This window comes from Bradyrhizobium sp. ISRA430 (assembly GCF_029909975.1).
Taxonomy (GTDB): Bacteria; Pseudomonadota; Alphaproteobacteria; order Rhizobiales; family Xanthobacteraceae; genus Bradyrhizobium.
On the sequence record NZ_CP094516.1, the window covers coordinates 4068791 to 4090077 of the forward strand.

19 protein-coding genes are annotated in these 21287 nt (G+C 64.6%); 13 read left to right on the forward strand and 6 right to left on the reverse strand.

The features are described from left to right. Window positions 1–31: 31 nt before the first annotated feature. Together MTX21_RS19400 and MTX21_RS19405 are read right to left on the reverse strand one after the other, a co-directional pair. Window positions 32–829, reverse strand: coding sequence for an SDR family oxidoreductase (locus tag MTX21_RS19400; protein ID WP_280966357.1), 798 nt, complete (start codon window positions 827–829; stop codon window positions 32–34). Window positions 830–869: 40 nt separating this feature from the next. Beyond that, the gene (locus MTX21_RS19405; RefSeq protein WP_280966358.1) at window positions 870–1565 is read right to left on the reverse strand and encodes a hemolysin III family protein; all 696 of its coding nucleotides are present in this window, start codon (window positions 1563–1565) and stop codon (window positions 870–872) included. A gap of 176 nt (window positions 1566–1741) precedes the next feature. On the opposite strand from MTX21_RS19405, the gene MTX21_RS19410 reads away from it, so the two are divergent. The 4 genes from MTX21_RS19410 (at window position 1742) to MTX21_RS19420 (ending at window position 5172) form a co-directional block, all read left to right on the forward strand. Then, entirely contained in the window at window positions 1742–3211 is a 1470-nt protein-coding gene (locus MTX21_RS19410; protein ID WP_280966359.1) for a YcjX family protein, read from the forward strand. Beyond that, window positions 3208–4236, forward strand: coding sequence for a TIGR01620 family protein (locus MTX21_RS19415; RefSeq protein WP_280966360.1), 1029 nt, complete (start codon window positions 3208–3210; stop codon window positions 4234–4236). The genes MTX21_RS19410 and MTX21_RS19415 overlap by 4 nt, the downstream gene beginning before the upstream one ends. A 466-nt stretch (window positions 4237–4702) precedes the next feature. Continuing rightward, window positions 4703–4864, forward strand: coding sequence for a caspase family protein (locus MTX21_RS40095; RefSeq protein WP_348637484.1), 162 nt, complete (start codon window positions 4703–4705; stop codon window positions 4862–4864). Next, complete coding sequence (locus MTX21_RS19420) at window positions 4861–5172, forward strand: hypothetical protein (RefSeq protein WP_280966361.1); 312 nt, start codon at window positions 4861–4863, stop codon at window positions 5170–5172. The genes MTX21_RS40095 and MTX21_RS19420 overlap by 4 nt, the downstream gene beginning before the upstream one ends. Window positions 5173–5277: 105 nt before the next feature. Here the strand turns inward: MTX21_RS19420 and MTX21_RS19425 are convergent, their stop codons facing one another. Further along, window positions 5278–6849 carry a glycosyltransferase family 39 protein gene (locus MTX21_RS19425; protein WP_280971104.1) on the reverse strand — a complete coding sequence of 524 codons (1572 nt, stop codon included), beginning with the start codon at window positions 6847–6849 and terminating at the stop codon, window positions 5278–5280. 319 nt (window positions 6850–7168) lie between these two features. Between MTX21_RS19425 and MTX21_RS19430 the strand changes: the two genes are divergently transcribed. The 4 genes from MTX21_RS19430 to MTX21_RS19445 all read left to right on the forward strand — a co-directional run bounded on the left by MTX21_RS19430 (window position 7169) and on the right by MTX21_RS19445 (window position 10989). Continuing rightward, window positions 7169–8902 (forward strand): adenylate/guanylate cyclase domain-containing protein, encoded by a 1734-nt coding sequence (locus MTX21_RS19430; RefSeq protein ID WP_280966362.1) that lies wholly within the window; start codon window positions 7169–7171, stop codon window positions 8900–8902. A 137-nt stretch (window positions 8903–9039) separates the two neighbouring features. Then, window positions 9040–10245: a molybdopterin-dependent oxidoreductase gene (locus tag MTX21_RS19435; RefSeq protein WP_280966363.1), complete on the forward strand. Its 1206-nt coding sequence runs from the start codon at window positions 9040–9042 to the stop codon at window positions 10243–10245. 12 nt (window positions 10246–10257) lie between these two features. Further along, window positions 10258–10581, forward strand: coding sequence for a cytochrome c (locus MTX21_RS19440; protein WP_280966364.1), 324 nt, complete (start codon window positions 10258–10260; stop codon window positions 10579–10581). 207 nt (window positions 10582–10788) lie between these two features. Beyond that, the gene (locus tag MTX21_RS19445) at window positions 10789–10989 is read left to right on the forward strand and encodes a cold-shock protein (protein WP_027527932.1); all 201 of its coding nucleotides are present in this window, start codon (window positions 10789–10791) and stop codon (window positions 10987–10989) included. 171 nt (window positions 10990–11160) lie between these two features. Here the strand turns inward: MTX21_RS19445 and MTX21_RS19450 are convergent, their stop codons facing one another. Beyond that, a complete protein-coding gene (locus tag MTX21_RS19450; protein ID WP_280966365.1) occupies window positions 11161–11622 on the reverse strand; it encodes an Lrp/AsnC ligand binding domain-containing protein in 462 nt (153 codons plus the stop codon). Window positions 11623–11737: 115 nt separating this feature from the next. Here MTX21_RS19450 and putA point away from each other — a divergent pair, with 115 nt between their 5' ends. The 3 genes from putA (at window position 11738) to MTX21_RS19465 (ending at window position 16844) form a co-directional block, all read left to right on the forward strand. After that, window positions 11738–14737 (forward strand): bifunctional proline dehydrogenase/L-glutamate gamma-semialdehyde dehydrogenase PutA, encoded by a 3000-nt coding sequence (putA, locus tag MTX21_RS19455; protein ID WP_280966366.1) that lies wholly within the window; start codon window positions 11738–11740, stop codon window positions 14735–14737. Between the two features lie 112 nt (window positions 14738–14849). Beyond that, the gene (locus MTX21_RS19460) at window positions 14850–16055 is read left to right on the forward strand and encodes a CoA transferase (RefSeq protein WP_280966367.1); all 1206 of its coding nucleotides are present in this window, start codon (window positions 14850–14852) and stop codon (window positions 16053–16055) included. A gap of 141 nt (window positions 16056–16196) precedes the next feature. After that, complete coding sequence (locus tag MTX21_RS19465; protein WP_280966368.1) at window positions 16197–16844, forward strand: glutathione S-transferase family protein; 648 nt, start codon at window positions 16197–16199, stop codon at window positions 16842–16844. 122 nt (window positions 16845–16966) lie between these two features. Here MTX21_RS19465 and MTX21_RS19470 read toward each other — a convergent pair whose 3' ends face one another. Together MTX21_RS19470 and MTX21_RS19475 are read right to left on the reverse strand one after the other, a co-directional pair. Beyond that, window positions 16967–18517: a hypothetical protein gene (locus MTX21_RS19470; protein ID WP_280966369.1), complete on the reverse strand. Its 1551-nt coding sequence runs from the start codon at window positions 18515–18517 to the stop codon at window positions 16967–16969. 93 nt (window positions 18518–18610) lie between these two features. Beyond that, a complete protein-coding gene (locus MTX21_RS19475; protein ID WP_280971105.1) occupies window positions 18611–19654 on the reverse strand; it encodes a hypothetical protein in 1044 nt (347 codons plus the stop codon). Window positions 19655–19945: 291 nt separating this feature from the next. Between MTX21_RS19475 and MTX21_RS19480 the strand changes: the two genes are divergently transcribed. Together MTX21_RS19480 and MTX21_RS19485 are read left to right on the forward strand one after the other, a co-directional pair. Continuing rightward, window positions 19946–20317, forward strand: a complete 372-nt coding sequence (locus MTX21_RS19480) for a Crp/Fnr family transcriptional regulator (RefSeq protein ID WP_280966370.1) — start codon at window positions 19946–19948, stop codon at window positions 20315–20317. Next, on the forward strand, window positions 20314–21126 hold the full coding sequence (locus MTX21_RS19485; RefSeq protein ID WP_280966371.1) for an MBL fold metallo-hydrolase: 813 nt from the start codon (window positions 20314–20316) through the stop codon (window positions 21124–21126). The genes MTX21_RS19480 and MTX21_RS19485 overlap by 4 nt, the downstream gene beginning before the upstream one ends. The last annotated feature ends 161 nt before the right edge of the window (window positions 21127–21287 follow it).

Consider the following 21287-nt stretch of genomic DNA (forward strand, 5'->3'; position numbering starts at 1 on the left):
CATGACAGCGTCAATCTGGCGACAGCAACGCCTATTTGGTTCCAAACTCTTCCCGCATCTTCGCCTGGATCTTGGCCATGCCGCCGATCCAGCGGTCGTAATTCTCGGTCTTCTTGCGCATGTAACCGAGCACTTGCGGATGCGGCAGGATCAGGAACGTCTCCTGCTCGATGCCGGCGAGCGCATCTTTGGCGACCTGCTCGGGCGTGAGGTCGCCGTCGCCGGATTGCGGGCCCTTCGGGATCGAGCGCAGCATGTTGGTGTCGACGCCCTGCGGGCAGAGGATCGAGACGCGGATGTTGTGCGCCTTGTGCGAGATCGCGAGATTTTCCGCAAAGCCCACGGCGGCGTGCTTGGTCGTCGAATAAGCCGGGCTGCCAACCTGCGACAGCAGGCCCGCAGCCGAGATCGTGTTGAGGAAATAGCCGCCGCCGCGCGCTTTCATCCGCGGCACGAGGTGCCGCGCCGCATAGACATGGGCCATGACATGGATCGCCCAGCTCCGCTGCCACGGCTCGTCCGAGGTGCCGCCGGCATTCGTCGATAGGGGATCGAAGCCGCCACCGATGCCGGCATTGGAGCAGAACAGGTCGATCGGGCCGAATTGTCGCTCGGTCTCCTCGATGACGTGGGCGATGTCCTTTTCCTGGGCGACGTCGCACTTGAAGGCGGCGCCGTTCACGGTCGCCGCCACCGCCCGCGCGCCGGCCGCCTCCATGTCCGCGACCACCACCTTGGCCGCGCCTGCGTGATGAAAGGCCTCGCACAGCGCCTTGCCGATGCCATTGGCGCCGCCCGTGACGACCACGACCTTGCCGGCCACCTGCATGCGACGTCTCCTCTTATTCTTATACCGCTTTTGGTCTTGCTCAGCTCAACACGAGGTCGAGCACCGCGGTATAATGGCACGCCGCGCCGGCCAAGACAAAGCCGTGCCAGATCGCATTCTGGAAGCGCAGACGCCGCCAGGCGTGGAAGATCACACCGAGTGAATAGAGCGCACCGCCCGCGAGGACGAAGCCCAGCGCCATCGCAGGCAGCGCCTTGACCACGGCGTCGTAGAGCATCAGGCCGCTCCAGCCCATGGCGAGATAGATGCCGATCGAGACGCGGTCGAAGCGGCCGGGCCAGGCGAGCTTCAGCACGATGCCCAGGATCGCCACGCACCAGACGCAGACGAGCAGCGCCAGCGCGAACACGCTGTCCTTCAGCTCCAGGATGAACGGCGTATAGGTCGCGGCAATCAGAAGATAGATCGCGGAATGGTCGAAGCGCCGCAGCACCCATTTCGCCGGCGACACCGGCCACAGGTTATAGGTCGCCGACAGCACCAGCATCGAGAGCAGGCCGGCGACGTAGATCGACACACCGACGATATCGACCGCGCTAGCATAGACCGCCGCGAGCACCACCAGGACGGTTGCGGCAATGATGCCGGCAAGCACGCCGATGGCGTGGATGACGCCGTCGGCGATCAGCTCGGCGCGATCGTAGTTCCAGCCGATCGCATCGGCTGCGGCATGAACCGAGCTGGACGCGAGTAGCTTCAATCTGAAGACAGTCATGGCAATCCGAAGGCGACGCTATAGCACTCTTATATGGGTCTTGCGGGCTCGGCGGGGAGTTCAAGCGCTGCTTCGCCGACAAACGCGGTGGAAGTATGAAGCTTGATTTTCGTCAGGCAGTTGCCACTTTTGTGACTAATCCATTTTGCGTACCCCGCCCGAGATCCCTCGTTCATATGGCATTCAGTTTTCAGGATATGGTCGAGGAGGCGCGCCTGTCGGCCCGGGCGCTGATGGACTATGGCGAGCACTTCTTCAATCCGACGGTGCGGCTCGGCGTCACCGGCCTGTCGCGCGCCGGGAAGACGGTGTTCATCACCGCCCTGATCCATGGCCTCACCCGCGGCGGGCGGTTTCCGGTGTTCGAGGCCTACGCGTCGGGCCGGATCGCGCGGGCGCATCTGGCGCCGCAGCCCGACGATGCGGTGCCGCGCTTCGCCTATGAAAACCATCTGCGCGCGCTGATCGAGGAGCGGCGCTGGCCGAACTCGACCGTCGACATCAGCGAGCTGCGCCTCGTCATCGACTACCAGCGCCAGAACGGTGCGGACCGGACCCTGACGCTCGACATCGTCGATTATCCCGGCGAATGGCTGCTCGACCTACCGCTGCTCCAGAAGAGCTACGAGCAATGGTCGGCGGAGAGTCTCGCGCTCTCGCGCGAGGCGCCGCGTGCGCATCTCGCCGCCGAATGGCATGCACATCTTTCGACCTTGAAGCCGGAGGCGCGCGAGGACGAGCAGGCGACGCTGACGGCCGCCAAGCTCTTCACCGGCTATTTGCGCGCCTGTCGCGACGAGCGCTTTGCCATGAGCCTGCTGCCGCCCGGCCGCTTCCTGATGCCCGGCAATCTCGCCGACACGCCGGCGCTGACCTTTGCACCGCTCGACGTGCCAGCCGGCCGGCAGGCGCCGGACGGCTCGCTGTGGGCGATGATGGTCCGCCGATTCGAAGCCTACAAGGACGTCGTGGTGCGGCCGTTCTTCCGCGATCATTTTGCCCGGCTCGACCGCCAGATCGTGCTGGCCGATGCGCTCGCCGCATTCAACGCCGGACCCGAGGCGCTGCACGATCTCGAAGCCGCGCTCGCCGGCATCCTCGACTGCTTCCGCATCGGGCGCAGCACTTTCCTCTCCAGCCTGTTCCGGCCGCGCATCGACCGCATCCTGTTTGCGGCGACGAAAGCAGACCATCTGCATCATTCCAGTCACGACCGGCTCGAGGCCGTGCTGCGCCGCGCGGTCATGCGCGCCGTGGCGCGCGCCGAAACCACCGGCGCGGAGATCGACGTGGTGGCACTCGCCGCCGTGCGCGCCACCCGCGAGGCGCAGGTCGCGCGTGGCCGCGACAGGCTGCCGTCGATCCTGGGGACGCCGGCGGCGGGCGAAAGCGCGGGTGGCGAGTTCTTCGACGGCAACACGGAAGTGGCAACTTTTCCGGGCGACCTGCCCGCCGATCCCGAGGCGCTGTTCAACGGCACCGATGCGTTTCGCGGCCTCTCGACGGCCGCCGCCGGAACGAGTGACTTCCGCTTCCTGCGCTTCCGCCCGCCCAAGCTCGAACGCGAGGGAACGGAAGAGCCGGCGCTGCCTCACATCCGCCTCGACCGTGCCTTGCAGTTCCTGATCGGAGACAAGCTGCTATGAACGACCGACCCCAGCAGCGGCGGCCGGCGACGTTCCGGCTGGACGATCCCGGCGTCGTCGTCACCGAAGCTGACGAGACGGGACGGATCAGTCGCGGCACGATCCAGATCACGCCGGAGCCCGATCCGTCGACAATGCCGGTGCAGATCGAAACCGCGCTTCCTGCGCGGCGCGGCTTGCCCTGGGGCGCGCTGTTCTGGTCCGGCGTCGCTGGCCTGACGCTGCTCGGGGTCGGGCTCGGCGTCGTCCATCTGATTGAGGATCTCTTTGCGCGCAGCGAGAGTCTCGGGATCATCGCCCTTGCCCTTGCTTTCGTCACCGCGCTTGCGCTCGCTGCCGTCATCGGCCGCGAGGCGTTCGGCCTGGCGCGGCTCGCCGCGATCGAGAAGTTGCATCAGCGCGCGGCGGCAGTGCTTGCCAGCGACGATCGCAGCGAGAGCCGCGCCATCGTGCAGGACCTGCTCGAGATCGCGCACCAGAACCCGCAACTCGCGCGCGCCCGCGCCGCCCTCCAAAGTCACGCCGGCGAGATCATCGACGGCGCCGACATGATCCGGCTCGCCGAGCGCGAGTTGATGTCGCCGCTGGATGCGGAGGCGCGGCGGCTGGTGTCGTCAGCCGCACAGCGGGTCTCGATCGTGACCGCCGTGAGCCCACGCGCGCTGATCGACGTGCTGTTCGTGTTCGTGGCCTCGCTCCGGCTGATCCGGCAACTTGCCCAGCTCTATGGCGGGCGGCCCGGCGCGCTCGGCATGATCCGCCTCATACGTCACGTCATCGCCCATCTCGCCATCACGGGCGGCATGGCCGCGAGCGACAGCCTGGTGCAGCAGATGCTCGGGCACGGCATCGCGGCAAAACTGTCGCAGCGGCTCGGTGAGGGCGTGCTCAACGGCTTGCTGACCGCGCGGCTGGGATTGGCCGCGATCGACGTCACGCGGCCGCTGCCCTTCGCGGCGCTGCCGCAGCCCAAACTGTCCGACCTCGCCACGGATTTGTTGCGGAAGAAAGAGGATGAGGAGTAACGCGCGGCTCTCGCCGCGCTGCCGCTGCCCCCTCTCCCCTTGTGGCGCCGTGGGTGGATCGCGAACAACAGGCGCAAAAGCTGTTGCCGGAAGGCAATATTCCGCCATTGTAGCCTGTGTTGCAACTACAGATTGGATGGGGTCGGATGGCAGATACCAATTGCGTAACGCCCGAGGGACAATGACGGACTGCTTCGAGGGCACCACGTGAAGCAGGAGGTTCGCGTAGATCTTAGTCGCATGTGCCGGCGTGAACGATCTTGTGCTCGCAATAGTGCAAGCATGGCTCCCTAGAGCCTAGGTAAAGCATATTCCTTGATTGAGGACATGGGGGCATCCGCTTTGAGACTCGGTCTCGACGCGCAACTTCACCTTGAGAGATCAGCGCCTTTCACCTAAGACTATTGTATTTCCGTTCTGGTTGTAGGAGGGGGGCCTACATATGAAGCAACTCGCAGCCTTACTTATGTTGGCAGTCACACTCCAGGTCGTGTCGCCGAGTACGGCAGTAGCCGATAGGCGCGTTGCTCTCGTCGTTGGTAACTCGTCGTACCGTTATATTCCCAGGCTCGACAATCCTGCCAACGATGCCAGGTTAATGGCTGATACGCTGCGCACTCCCCCATGAACCAGATCAGTGAGTACATCACGCGGTTGAAGAATGGGGAGATCGAGGACTTTCGTAATACCCGCGTCCGTATCGCAGACGACTGCATTTTCTATTGCTACGTGGTCGCAGACATTGTTGGTAAACTTGAAATTCACACCAACGGCTGGCGCACAACGTTGAATGGCCGAGGCCGTATCCAAGAGCTAGGTGGCAAGTTTCGGGGAATGGTGGAGGTCATCGAATGGGCAGACCTGCTCGGAGATGCACGCCTCAGGAACCACGCTTTCGTCCACGCGGCTGGACTGCGGTTTGATCGTCATCCGTAACGGATCCAATAGGGACATCAATTAACTAACTATCTGAATATAATTGTGTTTCTTCATGGCACCTTCTCCACAAGGGGAGAAGGGAAGAGGTCGGAGCTTGCCTCGCTAGGCGAGCGCACGCTTCTCGAATTCCGCCGCCAGCACCCGCCACTGGAACAGCGGCGAGTCCTTTTTCGGCGCGAGGTCCGGGGTCCAGCCGGTGAGCTTTTCCAGGGCGTAGGTGTCCATCACGCGGCCGCGCCAGCGGCGCTCGACCTCTGCCAGCGGCTCACGCTTGGCGGGGATCGATTGCCATACTGCCGCATGATTGTCGGGCTCGCGGCCGACATAGATTCCGGCATGGCCTCTGATCCTGTCCATTCCCGGATCGCGAAAGTCCTGGAAACGGCCGCGCTCGTTGATCTCGATCACCGGCACGCGCCCCCTGAACAGCCAGCGCATCATGGCGTAGGTGCGGTAATCCGTGGTTGCGATCCAGGTCGCGCCGGTCTCGTCCAGCGCAGCCTGCGCCCGCGCCGCAACCTGCTCGTAGCCGGCCTCGGCGCCGATCGGATCGATCTTTCCGAGGAAATTCCAGGGCGCGGCGACATAGTAGAGGAACACCAGGACGACGAACGCGATCCCTGAAACGACTGCTGTATTGGCCCAGAACACCGACGACTTGAGCATCTGCGCCGACCAGCGCTCGCGCAACAGCATCGAGAGGTTGATCGCGGCGGCAGCGAAGCCGACCGGCCACATGAACATAGGCCAGGTGTCGCCGACCCTAAGCGTGAACGATTTCACGAGAAAATAGAGGAACGGCACCAGCACCGCGGTCGACAGCAGGATCGCGACCGGCTCGCGCGTGCGATAGCCGCGCCATGCTGCCAGCACCAGGCCCGACAGCACCACCGGCAGCATCACGAAACCGACGAGGCCGAATTGCAGCCCGACATAATCGCCGACGGTGCGCAAGGAGATGCCGTAACTGGCCGTGGCGCGCACGCCCTGGAAGCGGAACGAGGCCCAATCGTGCCCGGCGTTCCAGATCAGCACCGGCGAGAACACGGCGATCGCGATCACCACGGCGAGATAAGGATAAGGGCTGCGCAGCCAGCGCCACCGCCAATCCGGCACCAGCAGAAAGGCGGCGACGGCGGGCGCGAACATGATCGCGGTGAATTTCGACAGCAGCGATAGCCCGGCGAACAGGCCGGCCGCGAGCCACCAGCGGCCGTCACCGCTCTGCGCGAGTCGGACCAGCGACCACATCATCGCCATCGCAAACGGGATCATGGCGACATCGGGCGCAACCTTGGACATCAAGAGCCCGTAATAGAGCGCTGCCTCCGGCATCAGCACCGCGAGCACGATCGCACGCACGTCGTGGGTGACGCGGCGGACGACGTCGAAGAGCAGGAGCTGCGTGACCGCCATCGCGACGATGCCGCCGAAGCGGACGCCGAGCGTGGTGTCGCCGAAGATCGCGGTGCCGAAGCGGATGAACCAGGCGATCATCGGGGGGTGATCGAGGAAGCTCAGCGCGGCTTCCTTTGACCAGGTCCAGTAATAGGCCTCGTCAGTACGCAGCTCGATTGCAGAGGCGTAGACGATGCGCAGCAGCGTCATTGCCGCGATCACGAGCGCGGCCGTGACAAGGGCTCGGCGCGCGGCACCGTCGGGCTTTCCTGTCATGTCGGCGGCCGTCGTCACGGCCGCGCTTTTCCCCGACTTGAGAGGGGGAGTCAATGCGCCGAAGTGGTGCCCTGGATTTCTCGCGCCGGGACGCCGGTTTGTCGGGTGGGCAAAGCGAAGCGCGCCCACCATCACGGAAGCGCCGGAAGGGTGGGCACGGCGCAGGAGCGCCTTTGCCCACCTACGATTCCTGCGCGACGCTTGCCCGGGACGATGGAGTGTGTGGCGGCTTGCCGCGGATGTGATCGGAGAAGCCGTCCCTCGCCGGAATTAAACTCTCCGCTGGCTGTTCTCCTTCATGAACTGATACAACCGCATCATGGCCACCGCTTCCGCACGAATGTCCGAAATGGTCCGCGGCACCAGCCTGCGGCAGGTGCGGCTGGTCTGCGGATTCATCCTTTTCTCTTACGTGGTCAGCCATTTCCTCAACCATGCGCTCGGCAACATCTCGGTCGATGCGATGGAGGCCGGGGTCTACTACCACACGGCCTTCTGGCAGTTCCTGCCGGTCGCCGTCGTGTTCTACACGGCGGCGCTGACGCATATGGGGCTCGGCGTCTACGCGCTGTACCAACGCCGGCAGTTCCGCTGGAAGACCATCGAGCCGCTCCAGCTCGTGCTGGGGTTAAGCATCCCCGCCCTCGTCATGGCGCATGTCATCGGCGTGCGACTCGGGCAGACCCTCTACGGACACCAGAAGCTCTATCCGCAGGAGCTCTATCTGTTCTTCGTCGGGTCATCCAACCGGATCTGGCTGATGACGATCCTGCTCGTGATCGCCTGGGTGCATGGCTGCATCGGAATCTATTTCTGGCTTCGGCTCAAATCGTTCTTCACGCGCGCCGCGCCCTATCTGCTCGCAGCCGCCGTGCTGATCCCGACGCTGGCGCTGCTCGGCGTCTACCAGGGCGGCCGCAGCGTTGCGGCCGATAGCGACGACGGCGAATGGCGCGCGCACAATCTGACCCGGCGCCAGCTCGGCACCGCCGCGGAGGCCGATACGCTCGACCGCATCACCGGCGGCCTTACCGTCAGCTATCTCGGCCTGCTCGGGCTGGTGCTGCTCGGACGCGGGGTGCGCGCCTTGCGCGAGCGACGCGGCGGCATGATCGCGTTGTCCTACGGCAACGGCAAGACGGTGCGCGTGCCCAAGGGGCTCTCCGTGCTGGAAGCAAGCCTGCGCCACAACGTGCCACATGCCAGCGTCTGCGGCGGCCGCGCGCGCTGCTCGACCTGCCGCATCCGCGTCATCGGCGATCATGGCGCCCTGCCCGAGCCGTCGCAGCGCGAGGCGTTCGTGCTCACCCGCGTCGGCACCACCGATCCCTCGATCAGGCTGGCCTGCCAGTTGCGCCCGACGTGCGATCTTTCCTTCTTCCAGCTCTTCACGCCGCACACGCTGGCGGCCAATGCGCAGGCCTCAACGCCGGCACGGATCGGCCAGGAGCGCTATCTCGTCAGCCTGTTCGTCGACATGCGCGGCTCGACGCAGCTCGCCGAGAAGCGGCTGCCGTTCGACACCGTCTTCATCGTCAACCGTTTCCTCGGCGCGGTGTCGCAGGCCGTGATCGAGAACGGCGGCCAGCCGAACCAGTTCGTCGGCGACGGCATGCTGGCTCTGTTCGGGCTCACAGCGGATCCGCAGACCGCCTGCCGCCAGGCGCTGAAGGCCGCCGCCGGAATCGCCGTCCATGTCGACGAGCTCAACGAACTCCTGGGCCACGATCTGCGCCAGCCGATCCGCTTCGGCATCGGCATTCACGGCGGCGAGGTCATCATCGGCGACATCGGCTACCGCGATCACATCGTCTTCACCGCGCTCGGCGACGCCGTCAACGTCGCCGCCCGCCTCCAGGACATGACCAAGACGCTGGCCTGCGAGGCCATCGTCTCGGAGGAGGTCCGCCGCACCGCCGGCCTGCGCGACGATGCGCTGCCGCAGCAGGAGGCGACGATCCGCGGCCGCGACGAGCCGATGACCGTGCGCGTCATCGCGGATGTCAGGCTGTTGGCGGCCCTGGTCGCGGGCGGCGAGCGCATCGCGGCGTAACACCGCGTTGTTGCAGCGCAGCGGCATGGCCCTGCTGCGAAAGCACGAATTGACTTCGCCGCCATCGGTGCAACAGATGATCGCGAGCTTGCGGTGATGACCGCGACCTAAGCGCAAAAATCTCCGGGGGGAGACACATGATCGACAGACGCGATCTGCTCAAAGGAGCAGGCCTTGCCGCGTTGGCGGCAGGCTTCGGCGCAAGCGCTACAAAGGCGCTCGCCGTGGACACCGTCACCCTGCCCTTCGCCAATGGCGAACGGCCGCTGGTGAAATATCCGCAGAAGCGGCCGATGATCGGCCTGACCAGCCGGCCGCCGCAGCTCGAGACGCCGTTCGCAGTCTTCAACGACGGCCCGATCACGCCGAACAACGCGTTCTTCGTCCGCTATCACCTGTCGGAGCTGCCCTACAATCTCGATCCCGACAAGTTCACGCTCGAGGTCAAGGGCAAAGTCGACAAGCCGCTCAAGCTGTCACTGAAGGACATAAGGAAGATGAAGGCGACCGAGGTCGTCGCCGTCAACCAGTGCTCGGGCAACAGCCGCGGCTTCTTCGATCCGCGCGTCGCCGGCGGTCAGCTCGCCAACGGCGCCATGGGCAATGCGCGCTGGCGCGGCGTGCCGCTGAAGACCGTGCTCGAGATGGCGGGCGTGCAGGCCGGCGCCAAGCAGGTCACCTTCAACGGCATGGACGGCCCGACCAGCGACAAGACGCCGGATTTCGTTAAGGCGCTCGATCTCGATCATGCCACTGACGGCGAGGTGATGCTGGCCTACGGCATGAACGGCGAAGACCTACCGTTCCTCAACGGCTTTCCGCTGCGCCTGATCGTGCCCGGCTATTACGGCACCTACTGGGTCAAGCACCTCAACGAGATCACCGTCATCGACAATGTCTATGACGGCTTCTGGATGAAGTCGGCCTATCGCATTCCGGACACGCCGAACAACGCGGTCGAGCCCGGCACCACGCCCAAGGCGACGATCCCGATCAACCGCTTCACCATCCGCTCTTTCATCACCAGCGTGCCCAATGGCGGCAAGCTGAAGGCGGGACGCACGATGCTGCGCGGCATCGCTTTCGACGGCGGCAAGGGCATCAAGGAGGTCGCGGTCTCCACGGACGGCGGCAAGACCTGGACCAACGCGCAGCTCGGCAAGGATCTCGGCAAATATTCCTTCCGCGAATGGAAGCTGCCGGTGAAGCTCGCGGCCGGCTCCTACGACCTCAAGGTTCGCGCAACCGGCAATGGTGGTGAGACGCAGCCGGACACGCCGCGCTGGAACCCGGCAGGCTATTTGCGCAACGTCGTCGAAACCGTTCGCGTGACCGTGGCCTGAAGGAGAATAACCATGCAACGAACTGTTCTCCCCGCCATCGCGCTTGCCGCCGGCCTCGGCTGGCTTGCGACCAGCCCCGCCACGGTGACCGCCGCGCCTGTCAACTACAAAACCCCGGACGAGGTCGCTGCCTTCAAGCCCGGCCCCAATCTCGAGGTCGTCCAGGGCAATTGCACGGCTTGCCACTCGGCCGATTACGTCAACACACAGCCGCCCATGAAGGACAAGAAAGCCTTCTGGCAGGCCGAGGTGACCAAGATGATCAAGGTCTACGGCGCGCCGATCGACGATGCCGACATCGGCAAGATCGTCGACTATCTGGCCGCGACGTATTGACCGGGTCGCGGCACGTGCGGGCCAAATGATCGCTAAACGGGCAAAACCGGCAGAAACGCCGCGAAGTTGAGCGGATTTCGGCAAAATGCTCGTGCGGTTTGAGCTATCAAGCCCGCAACATTCCGCGTATCCTGTTAGGACCGAACCGGCCGGTTGGCGGGGACTGGCGGTTCGTGATCTCGGAGGAAGACCCGCGGAGAAGACGTGATGCCCAAAGGTACGGTCAAGTGGTTCAACCCGACGAAGGGTTATGGATTTATCCAGCCTGCGTCGGGCGGCAAGGATGTGTTCGTGCATATCTCGGCAGTGCAGAAGGCCGGTTTGTCCACGCTCAACGAGGGACAGACGGTGGAATATGAAGAGATCGCAAACCGGGGCAAGACCTCCGCAGAGAACCTCAAAGTATAAGCCCGCCAGCCTTTGCTGCCTCCCGGATGTCTTTCGGGAGTGAGGCCAAGAAAATTTTAGAAGACGGTCAGTGCATTCGACGACAGGCGTTGCGATTGCGCACGGATAGCTATTTTGCCTGCGAAGACCGGTTATTCAACGCCACAGCAATGACAATCGCGACGCCACATGTCAGCCCACCGGCAACGGTGCGTCGCGCTTGATCTCCTCCATCACCGCATAAGTGCGCGTCTCGCGCACACCCGGCATCGACAGCAAGGTCTCGCCGAGGAAGCGCCGATACGCGGTCATGTCGGCAAGGCGAGCCTTCAAGAGATAGTCGAAGCCGCCCGCAACCATGTGACACTCCAAAACCTCGGGTGCGAGCTTCACTGCGCGCGCGAAGCGCTCGAAATTCTCCGGCGTGGTCTTGTCGAGCAACACCTCGACGAACACCAGGAATCCGAGACCGAGCCGATGCGGGTTGAGTCTCGCGCCATAGCCTTCGACAAAGCCCTCGCGCTGCAGCCGCTTCAGCCTCTCGCCGATCGAGGTCGGCGACAGGCCGATGCGTTCGGCGAGCTCGACATTGGCGATGCGACCATCCTCCTGCAAAATCGAGAGAATTTTCCGGTCGATTCGGTCCAGTTCCATATTTTTTACGGCCTGCCGGGCATCAATCTTTATTTCCTAAGGCAAAATGACGTATTTGTCTATCGAACTACGGCAATGAGCGGACTAGCTTGGCTTTCGATCACAGGACCCTGCCATGCCAAACATCCCTCCCCCTTTCGCCGCATCTTATGCGCCCGATGACGCCGATATCGCCGCGCGCCTGCTGCCAGCCGGGCATCTCAGCTCGTCGCAGGAGGCGCGGATCGATCGCACCGCCACCCGGCTGATCGAGGCGATCCGCAAGCGCGACGACCGCCTCGGCGGGGTCGAGGATATGCTGCGCGAGTTCGCGCTCTCGACCAAGGAGGGGCTGGCGCTGATGGTGCTGGCCGAGGCGCTCCTGCGCGTGCCGGACGCGCGCACTGCCGACCAGTTCATCGAGGACAAGCTCGGCGAGGGCGACTTCATCCATCACGAGACCAAGTCCACGGCCTTCCTGGTCAACGCGTCGGCCTGGGCGCTCGGCCTGTCGGCGCGGGTGATCCAGCCCGGCGAGACGCCCGAGGGTACCATCGGCCGACTGGTGAAGCGGCTCGGAGCGCCGGCAGTGCGCGCCGCCACGCGTCAGGCGATGCGGCTGATGGGCAATCATTTCGTACTCGGTGAGACCATCGAACAGGCACTGGAGCGGAGCGGGCCGCGCTCCGGCCACCAGCCGCGCTATTCCTTCGACATGCTTGGCGAGGGCGCGCGCACGGCGGCCGATGCGAAGCGCTATTTCGACGCCTATGCCAGCGCGATCGAAACCATCGGCAAGGCAGCGGGCAACCACTCCCTGCCCGACCGGCCCGGCATCTCCGTCAAGCTCTCGGCGCTGCATCCCCGCTTCGAGGCGATCAGCCGCGACCGCGTGATGCACGAGCTGGTGCCGCTGCTGCTCGATCTCGCGCAGCGCGCCAAGACGTACGACCTCAACTTCACCGTCGACGCCGAGGAAGCCGACCGGCTGGAGCTGTCGCTCGACGTGATCGCGGCAACGCTTGCCGATGCCTCGCTCGCCGGCTGGGACGGCTTCGGGCTCGCCATCCAGGCCTATCAGAAACGCGCGAGCGCGGTGATCGACTACGTCGACGAGCTTGCGCATGCACATGATCGCAAGCTGATGGTGCGGCTGGTCAAGGGCGCTTATTGGGACACCGAGATCAAGCGCGCGCAGGAGCGCGGGCTCGACGGTTATCCCGTGTTCACGCGCAAGGCGATGACGGACTTGAATTTCGTCGCCTGCGCGCGGAAGCTTCTCGCCTTGCGACCGCGCATCTTCCCGCAATTCGCCACCCACAACGCACTGACGGTTGCGACCGTGCTGGCGCTCGCGGGCAAGAGCGGCGGCTTCGAGTTCCAGCGCCTGCACGGCATGGGCGAAGCGCTCTACGAGCAGCTTGCGAAGGATCATCCCGATATCGCCCACCGCACCTATGCGCCGGTCGGCAGCCATCGCGACCTGCTCGCCTATCTGGTGCGGCGATTGCTCGAGAACGGTGCCAACTCCTCCTTCGTGGCGCAAGCCGCTGATTATCGCGTGCCGGTCGCGGCGCTGCTGCAACGTCCGGCCGATGCCATCGCTCGGCCGCAACAGGCTTCGCACCCCAGAATCCCGCTGCCGTGCGACCTGTTCGCGCCGGACCGGCGCAATTCGCGCGGTATCGAGTTCGGCGAGCGCGCCGCACTGGAACGGCTGCTGGCCGACATCAAGGCCGAGACGTTCGACCTTAAGCCGGTCGCCGATGCGACACCCGATCAGGCCAACGCCGCGGTGGCCGCAGCGCGCGCGGGCTTTGCGGCCTGGAGCCGGACGCCTGCGGCTGCCCGCGCGGCCATGCTGGAGCAGGCCGCGCATCTGCTGGAGAGCCGCGGCGCGCATTTCATCGCCCTGCTACAGCGCGAGGGCGGCAAGACCCTCGACGACGCGCTCTCGGAGGTGCGCGAGGCCGCGGACTTCTGCCGCTACTATGCCGCGCAGGGCCGACGACTGTTCGGCGGCGAGACCGCGATGCCGGGCCCGACCGGCGAAAGCAATATGCTGGGCTTGCGCGGCCGCGGCGTGTTCGTGGCGATCTCGCCCTGGAATTTTCCGCTCGCGATCTTCCTCGGCCAGGTCACGGCGGCGCTGATGGCCGGCAACTGCGTGGTGGCCAAGCCGGCCGAGCAGACGCCGCGCATCGCGGTCGAAGCCGTGCGGCTGCTGCACGAGGCCGGTGTCCCCACGAGCGCGCTGCGCCTCGTCACCGGCGACGGCCGCATCGGCGCTGCTTTGACCGCGCATCCCAATATCGCCGGCGTCGTCTTCACCGGTTCGACCGAGGTCGCGCGCGCGATCAACCGGACGCTTGCTGCCAAGGAGGGACCGATCGTGCCGCTGATCGCGGAGACCGGCGGCATCAACGCGATGATCGCGGACGCGACGGCGCTGCCCGAGCAGGTCGCCGACGATGTCGTGACCTCGGCCTTCCGTTCCGCCGGCCAGCGCTGCTCGGCGCTGCGACTGCTGTTCGTGCAGGAGGATGTCGCCGACCGCATGATCGAGATGATCGCCGGCGCGGCGCGCGAGTTGAAGATCGGTGATGCCGGCGATGCCGCAACCCATGTCGGGCCGGTGATCGATCGTGAGGCCAAGCAGCGGCTGGATGCACACATCGCGCGGATGAAGAAGGAAGCGCGGCTGCACTTTGCCGGCACGGCACCGGACGGCTGCTTCGTCGCGCCGCACATCTTCGAGCTCAAAGACGCCGGCCAGCTCGCCGAGGAGGTGTTCGGGCCAATCCTGCACGTCGTACGCTATCCGGCGGAGAAGCTTGGACAGGTGTTGGCTGCGATCGATCGCACCGGCTATGGGCTCACTCTCGGCGTCCATTCGCGCATCGACGATACGGTCGAGGCGATCATCGACCGGGCCCAGGTCGGCAACATCTACGTCAACCGCAACATGATCGGCGCCGTGGTCGGCGTGCAGCCGTTCGGCGGCAACGGGCTGTCAGGAACCGGCCCGAAGGCCGGCGGCCCGCACTACCTCGCGCGCTTCGCGACCGAGCAGACCGTGACCATCAACACCGCCGCGGCCGGCGGCAATGCTGCGTTGCTGGCGGGGGAGGAGTGAGGCTCGCGAGGAGCGTTGCATCCCGCCAGAACATCGGTCTAATGCTTCGCATGATGTGGCCGCGCTAATTCCAGCGCGCGGGAAACAACAAGCGCGAGGGAGCAACGCCGCGATGGAAAAGGGCATTTTTGCGGGCCTGAAGGTTCTGGACTGCGCGAGCTTCATCGCGGCGCCCGCTGCCGCGACCGTGCTGTCGGATTTCGGCGCCGACGTCATCAAGATCGAGCCGCCCGGCGCCGGCGATCCCTACCGCAATCTGCCGAACCTGCCGGGCTATCCCACCGGCGAGCACAATTTCGCCTGGCTGCTGGAGGCCCGCAACAAGAAGAGCATCGCGCTCGACCTCTCCAAACCGGAGGCGCAGGCCGTGCTCTACAAGCTCGTGGAAGAGGCCGACGTCTTCATCACCAACATGCCGCCGCCGGTGCGCACCAAGCTCGGCATCACCTACGATCACCTCGCTCATCTCAACGACCGGCTGATCTACGCCTCCTTCACCGGCTACGGCGAAAAGGGCGAGGAGGCCAACAAGCCGGGCTTCGACAGCAACGCCTATTGGGCGCGCTCCGGCCTGATGGATCTCGTGCGCGCCGACCCCCACACGACGCCGGCCCGCTCGATCGCCGGCATGGGCGATCATCCCTGCGCCATGGCGTTCTACGGCGCCATCGTCACCGCGCTGTATCAGCGCGAGAAGACCGGCAAGGGCTCGCACGTCGCCTCCAACCTGATGGCGAACGGTGTGTGGGCGGCGAGCGTGCTGGCGCAGGCAAAGCTCTGCGGCGCCAAGTTCGGCGAGCGACGGCCGCGCGAACGCGCGCTCAACGCGGTGACCAACCACTATCAGTGCAAGGACGGCCGCTGGATCATCCTGTCGCTTCTGAACGAAGACCGGCAATGGCCGACGCTGGCGCGCTGCATGGGACGCGAGGATCTCATCGACGACCCGCGCTTCGCCACCAGGCCTGATCGCCACGCCCGCTCGGTCGAGCTGATCAAGATTTTCGACGAGGTGTTCGCGACCAGGGATCTTGCGGAATGGCGCAAGATCCTCGATGGCAACGGGCTGGTGTTCGGCGTCGTCGGCATCCTCGACGACATCCCGAACGACAAGCAGATGCTCGACAACGAGGTGCTGGTGCCGTTCGAGAACGACACCATGCTCACCATCAACAGCCCGATCTGGATCGATGGCGCCAAGAAGGTGCAGCCCCGCAAGCCCCCCGCCGTCGGCGAGCACAGTGACGAGATTTTGCGCGGAGCGGGATATGACGAGGCGCAGATCAAGCAGCTAAGATCGTCGGGAGCGGTGGGGTAAGGGCCGGCACGCTGGTGCCCGACGGTAGGAGATAGCGCGCTTCCGCGGACGCATTGCTGGATTGCTTCGCTACGCTCGCAATGACGATGCGGGACGATCTCGATATAATCTCACGACAACATTTTTGGCTCGCGAGGTCCCATGCCCAGCTACCGCCTGCACTACTTCCCCGAGTCCGGCAATAGCTACAAGCTGGCGCTGATGCTGACGCTGTGCGGGGAGACGTTCGAGCCGGTCTGGACCGATTTCGGCGGCGGCGTCACGCGCACGCCGGAATGGCGCAAAACCGTGAACGAGATGGGCGAAATTCCCGTGCTCGAGGTCGACGGTGTGAAGATGACGCAGACTGCGCCTATCCTGCTCGAGCTCGCCGAGCAGCATGGCCGCTTCGGCGGCGAGACCGCGGAGGAGAAGTTCGAGCTGCTCCGCTGGCTGTTCTGGGACAACCACAAGCTCACCGGCTACATGGCGACCTACCGCTTCATGCGGACGTTCATCCCGGACGGCAACCCGCAAGTGCTGAAGCATTTTCAGCGTCGGCTCGACGATTTCCTCGGCATCCTGGAAGGACATCTTCAGCACAACGCCTTCGCGATTGGCGCCAAGCCGACGGTCGCGGATTTTTCGATGATGGCTTATCTGCACTATCCGAGCGACGAGCACGGCTACGATTTCGCCAAGAGCCATCCGGCCATCCACGCCTGGCTCCGCCGCCTCGCTGCACTGCCCGGCTGGAAATCGGCTTACGATTTGCTGCCGGGAAAGCGACTGACGCACTACGCGAAGTGACGACCTCGACTATCGCAGCGCCAGCCAGCCTGCTGGTGTCCGTCATGGAATCGGTTTTCGCCGAATCTCATCTTGCGCATGATCTTCTCGCAAGACCGCTACGCACTCTTCCGGCGGATGCTTCAACGCGGCTTGATGAAACACATGCCGATGCGGCTCGATGCCGAAGCAGCCTGACAGGTGAGACCTTTGGCGCAGGTCCATGACGTAAAACTCTTGTCAGCCGGTCCCGATCCCGCATTTTGCAGGGAACAATGCGCGCCCCAGCCATCCTCATATTCGGTGCCGGCCAACTCACGGCTGCCGCGGGTCTGCGGCCGGCCGGCAAATCCGCGTGAAAAATCGGGACGTTTGTCCTCTGCAAACGCAGTCAGGATGTCGCGGCGGCGGACTTGGTCGCCGACAAAGTGCGGCGAGGCCGGCACGATGCTGGAATTGGATGGCTTGTTCGCGAGCCAATCCACGCCCGGGAAATGGAAGCCGCCGATGCCGCGGGTCTGGTGGCAGCCGGCGCAGGTGACGTCGTTGAGGCGGCGCTGAAAGCCCGCGATCGAGCGGATGTTCTCCATGGCAATGCCGCGCGCGGCTGCCTGCTTCAGCGCGCCGACCACGTCACTGTCAGTGAAGACCGGTTCGCCCTTGTCGTTGCCTTTGCCTTCCCCTTGCATCATGCCGAACTCCGGCTGCAACGCAGAAGCGTCAAGGCCGGCGGGCGTCGGCGCCACCGCGGCCTTGGCCAGGAACTTCTCCGGGATCAGGATCATGCCGCGATCGAATTCGCGAAAGTGATCGGGTTCGAGCAGCCAAGCCTTGAAGTCGCGCCGGAGCGCATCGTCGGCGAGGATCCGGTCGCGGTCGATCTGATTCTCCAGCACCGATTCCTCGAACGATTTCGTCTCGTGATTGTACTTGAAGACCTTCAGGAGATAGTCGGCGCGGAAATCGTGCAGCGTCGATTTGGGCGCGACTGCGATCTGGATGTTGGTCTCGATCCGGTCGAGCATGGCGTCGTAGGGATAGAAGCGACTACCAATCAGTTCCTGCCAGTCGCCATTGCCGAGCCAGCGCCGCGCCACCTCGGCGCAGGTGATGGACTTGCCGTTTGAATCGGTCTGGCGCGCATCCCTCGCCTTCATCACCAGGTTGAGCGTCATCGGCAGGCGCGTCGCCGTCTTAGCCCCATCGGGAATGCTGTCGAAGCGCGCCAGCCGGTAGATCAGGCGGATCTCGCCGCAGGACTCTTGCGACACATAGGCGCGGTCCATGCGGTTGACGATGCCGACCAGCACGAACCGCGTGTCACGGGATTTCAGGACGGCGCGATCGAACAAGTGGACGTCAAAGCCTTCGCCGACGCCGATGGTCTCGGTCGGCGATGCCGCCTTGTGCTGCGCTATATAGCGATCGAATTCCGCATCGATCGCCGGCGGAATGTCCTTGAGCTGCGGCAGCGACGAGAACAGCAGGTCGGTGGTGAGTGGAAAATCCGCGTTCCGCTCCGGCGACAACAGGCGCGAGATCGTCAGCGTGTCGCTCTGATCGAGTTTGCGCAGAACATCAGGATCTGTGATCGCGGTGCCGCGTTCAAGCGGCGCGTTCTCCGCGGCCGAGAGCGAAATGACGCCGGCGAATAAGACGACGGCAGCAACGAGAATTCGCAACGCGCGGCTCATGTCTCCACTAACACCGCGCAAGGACACCTATTCAAGCAAAAAGGCGCTTCACATCGCGGTGAAGCGCCTCTTCGAAAGTCGGATACCGGCGGCTCAGCGCGCGACGATCAGCCCTTTGCTGGTGACGACCACCCAGCGGCCGTCCTGGCGGCGGATCGCATCGACACGGCCGACACCCGGCACGGGATCGCCGGCATACACCTCGTAGAGACCTCCCCGGCCTTCGATCAATGCGCCGCCATTGGCGACGTGGCGCAGCACCCAGCCTTCGACAGTCGGCAGCCTGCCGACCTCAACCTTGGGCGCGGCAGCCGGCGCGGCTGCAGCGGTGGCAACCTGGGTCGACGCGATCGAACCAGTGATATCCTTCGCGGGCGCGGCGGCGGCCTGCGCTGGCGCGGCAGGCGGCGTGGCGCGGAGCTTATCGACGGCCTCGGACAGCTTGGCGAGCTTGGCCATCGGCTCGGCCTGCGCCTTCTCGAGCTTATCGAGGCGGTCGTTGGTCCGGTTGAACTGGCTGACACCCGTTTTCGAGGTGTGCTCGACACTCGCCTTGAGCGCGACGAGATCGGCATCGATCCGGGCGACCGAGCTTTCCAGCGCGCTGGTATCGGCCACCTGTACCTGTGCAGGCGCCGGCGCCGGGGTGGCGGCGAAGTGCATGACGCCGGCAGTCGCCAGCGCGCCGCTGATCGCACCGACGCAGGCAGCGAGCGCGACAATCGCGGCCATCGCCGACAGGCGCCGCTTGCCGCCGGTCTCGCGCGGCTCGTCCGCCTTCACATGCGGAGCGAAATCCTCGCGCTCCCAGGGGCGGTCCGAGGGCGCCATCACGATAAGCTTGCCAGGCTTCGGCCCGGGATTGGTCTCGGCCTTCATCTCGGGCTTTACTTCGGACTTGGGTTCGACCTCCAGTCCGGCGCCGAGCTTCGGCACCACGATCCGGGACGCCTCGACGTTGTCGACAGCAGGCTTTTCCAGATCAGGCTTTTCCCGATCAGGCTTGGGCGGCGCCTCGTGGTCCGGGGCGATCGAGGGGGCCTCGATGCCGGCGGCAGCCTCAACGGCCAGCGGCGCGGCAGCGACATCAAGGACGCCAGCGGATTCGCCCGTGTTCTGGCCGGCCTGTTCGGGCATTGGTTCGCTCACGGCTCAAATACTCCAGTCAAGATTGACCTTTTGGTAACTTTCATTGCTTGCGAAATCCTTACCTTCGGACCCGCTTACCGAAATTTTAGGAACTCATCCGGGGCCGAATTTGGCCCGGAAAGTGGAACCGGCGTGGCAGGCGTCAAACAAATTGTCAGCCGATGCTGCCCTGCGGCAGGCGGGTCGTCCTCCGCCGAACGGCCTGTTTGCCGTACCTTGCTCCCCGGCTAACATGGGATATCCCGCAGCCAGAAGGCCGGGGTGCCGAGGGGAGGCACAATGACGATCGAGAAGTGCATCAACGAGTTTGGTGTCGGTGACGTCATCTTCGAGGAGGGCTCGACGGGCCGCGAGCTGTTCGTCGTCCTCGACGGCCAGGTCGAGATTGCCAAGGTCGCCGGCGCAAGCAAGACCACTATCGTCACTCTCGGCAAGGGCGAGTTCTTCGGCGAGATGGCCGTGATCGACGGCTCGGCGCGCTCGGCGACCGCCATCGCGGCGGCACCGCACACGCGGGTGATGAAGATCAACCATGCCCGCTTCGTCTATCTCGTCAGCCAGCAGCCGGCCTTCGCGCTGATGGTGATGGACGCGCTCTCCAAGCGCCTGCGCGCTTCCAACGCCGTCACCTATCGGACAGCACAATCATGAGCGACCGCAAGCCGATGGCCTTTCCGATCCTGATGAAGAACGACACCTGCTCGCTGATCCAGGCAGCGGAGGACGTGTACCAGATCCGCTTCGCCAACCGGGCCGCCAACGCCTATCTGGTGCGCGGCTCGGCGCGCACCATCCTGATCGACGTCGGGCTCTCCACCAACTATCCGGCGATGGTGGAGTGCCTCGACTTCGTCGGCTGTCCGCCGGAGAAGATCGACATGGTGGTGCTGAGCCACGAGCATCTCGACCATATCGGCGCCGCCTGGCACTTCAACAAGCGCCGCACCTTCATCGCCGCCCACCGCCTCGCCGCCAACAAGATCATGCTGCGCGACGATTTCTCGATGCTGCGCAAGATGTTCAATGAGCCGAACGTACCGATCAACATCGACATCTGGCTCGAGGAAGGCAATCTGATCGACCTCGGCAATTTCCGCCTCAACGTGATGCACACGCCGGGCCACACCTCGGCCTGCATCACGCTGTTCGATCAGGACAAGGGCCTCTTGTTCGCCGCCGACACCTTGATGCCCGGCGGCGTCATGGGCGGCGTGTTCGGCTCCGGCAGCATCGCCGACTACATCCAGTCGCTGGAACGCCTCAAGGGGCTGGATTCGAAGATCCTGCTCTCGGGCCACGGCAGGCTGTCGGATACGCCGCAGGAGGACGTGCGGATTGCGATCGCAAGGTCGCATGGCTTGCTGGAGGACACCGCGCAATTGTTCGACGCGCTCGATGCACGCTCGAATTTCGAGCCGATCATGCAGTCGGTCAGGGATTTGAACAAGCTTGATGATTGACAGCGCGCCGCTGGCACTCCTCAGGAAGAGAACACCCAGACGCTTCCACAATGTCGTCCTGGCGAAAGCCAGGACGACATTGGGTAGAGGTGATCGCGCTGCTTCCCCTCGTCATTGCGGGCGCAGCGAAGCAATCCAGAATCCCGCCGCGGTGACAGTCT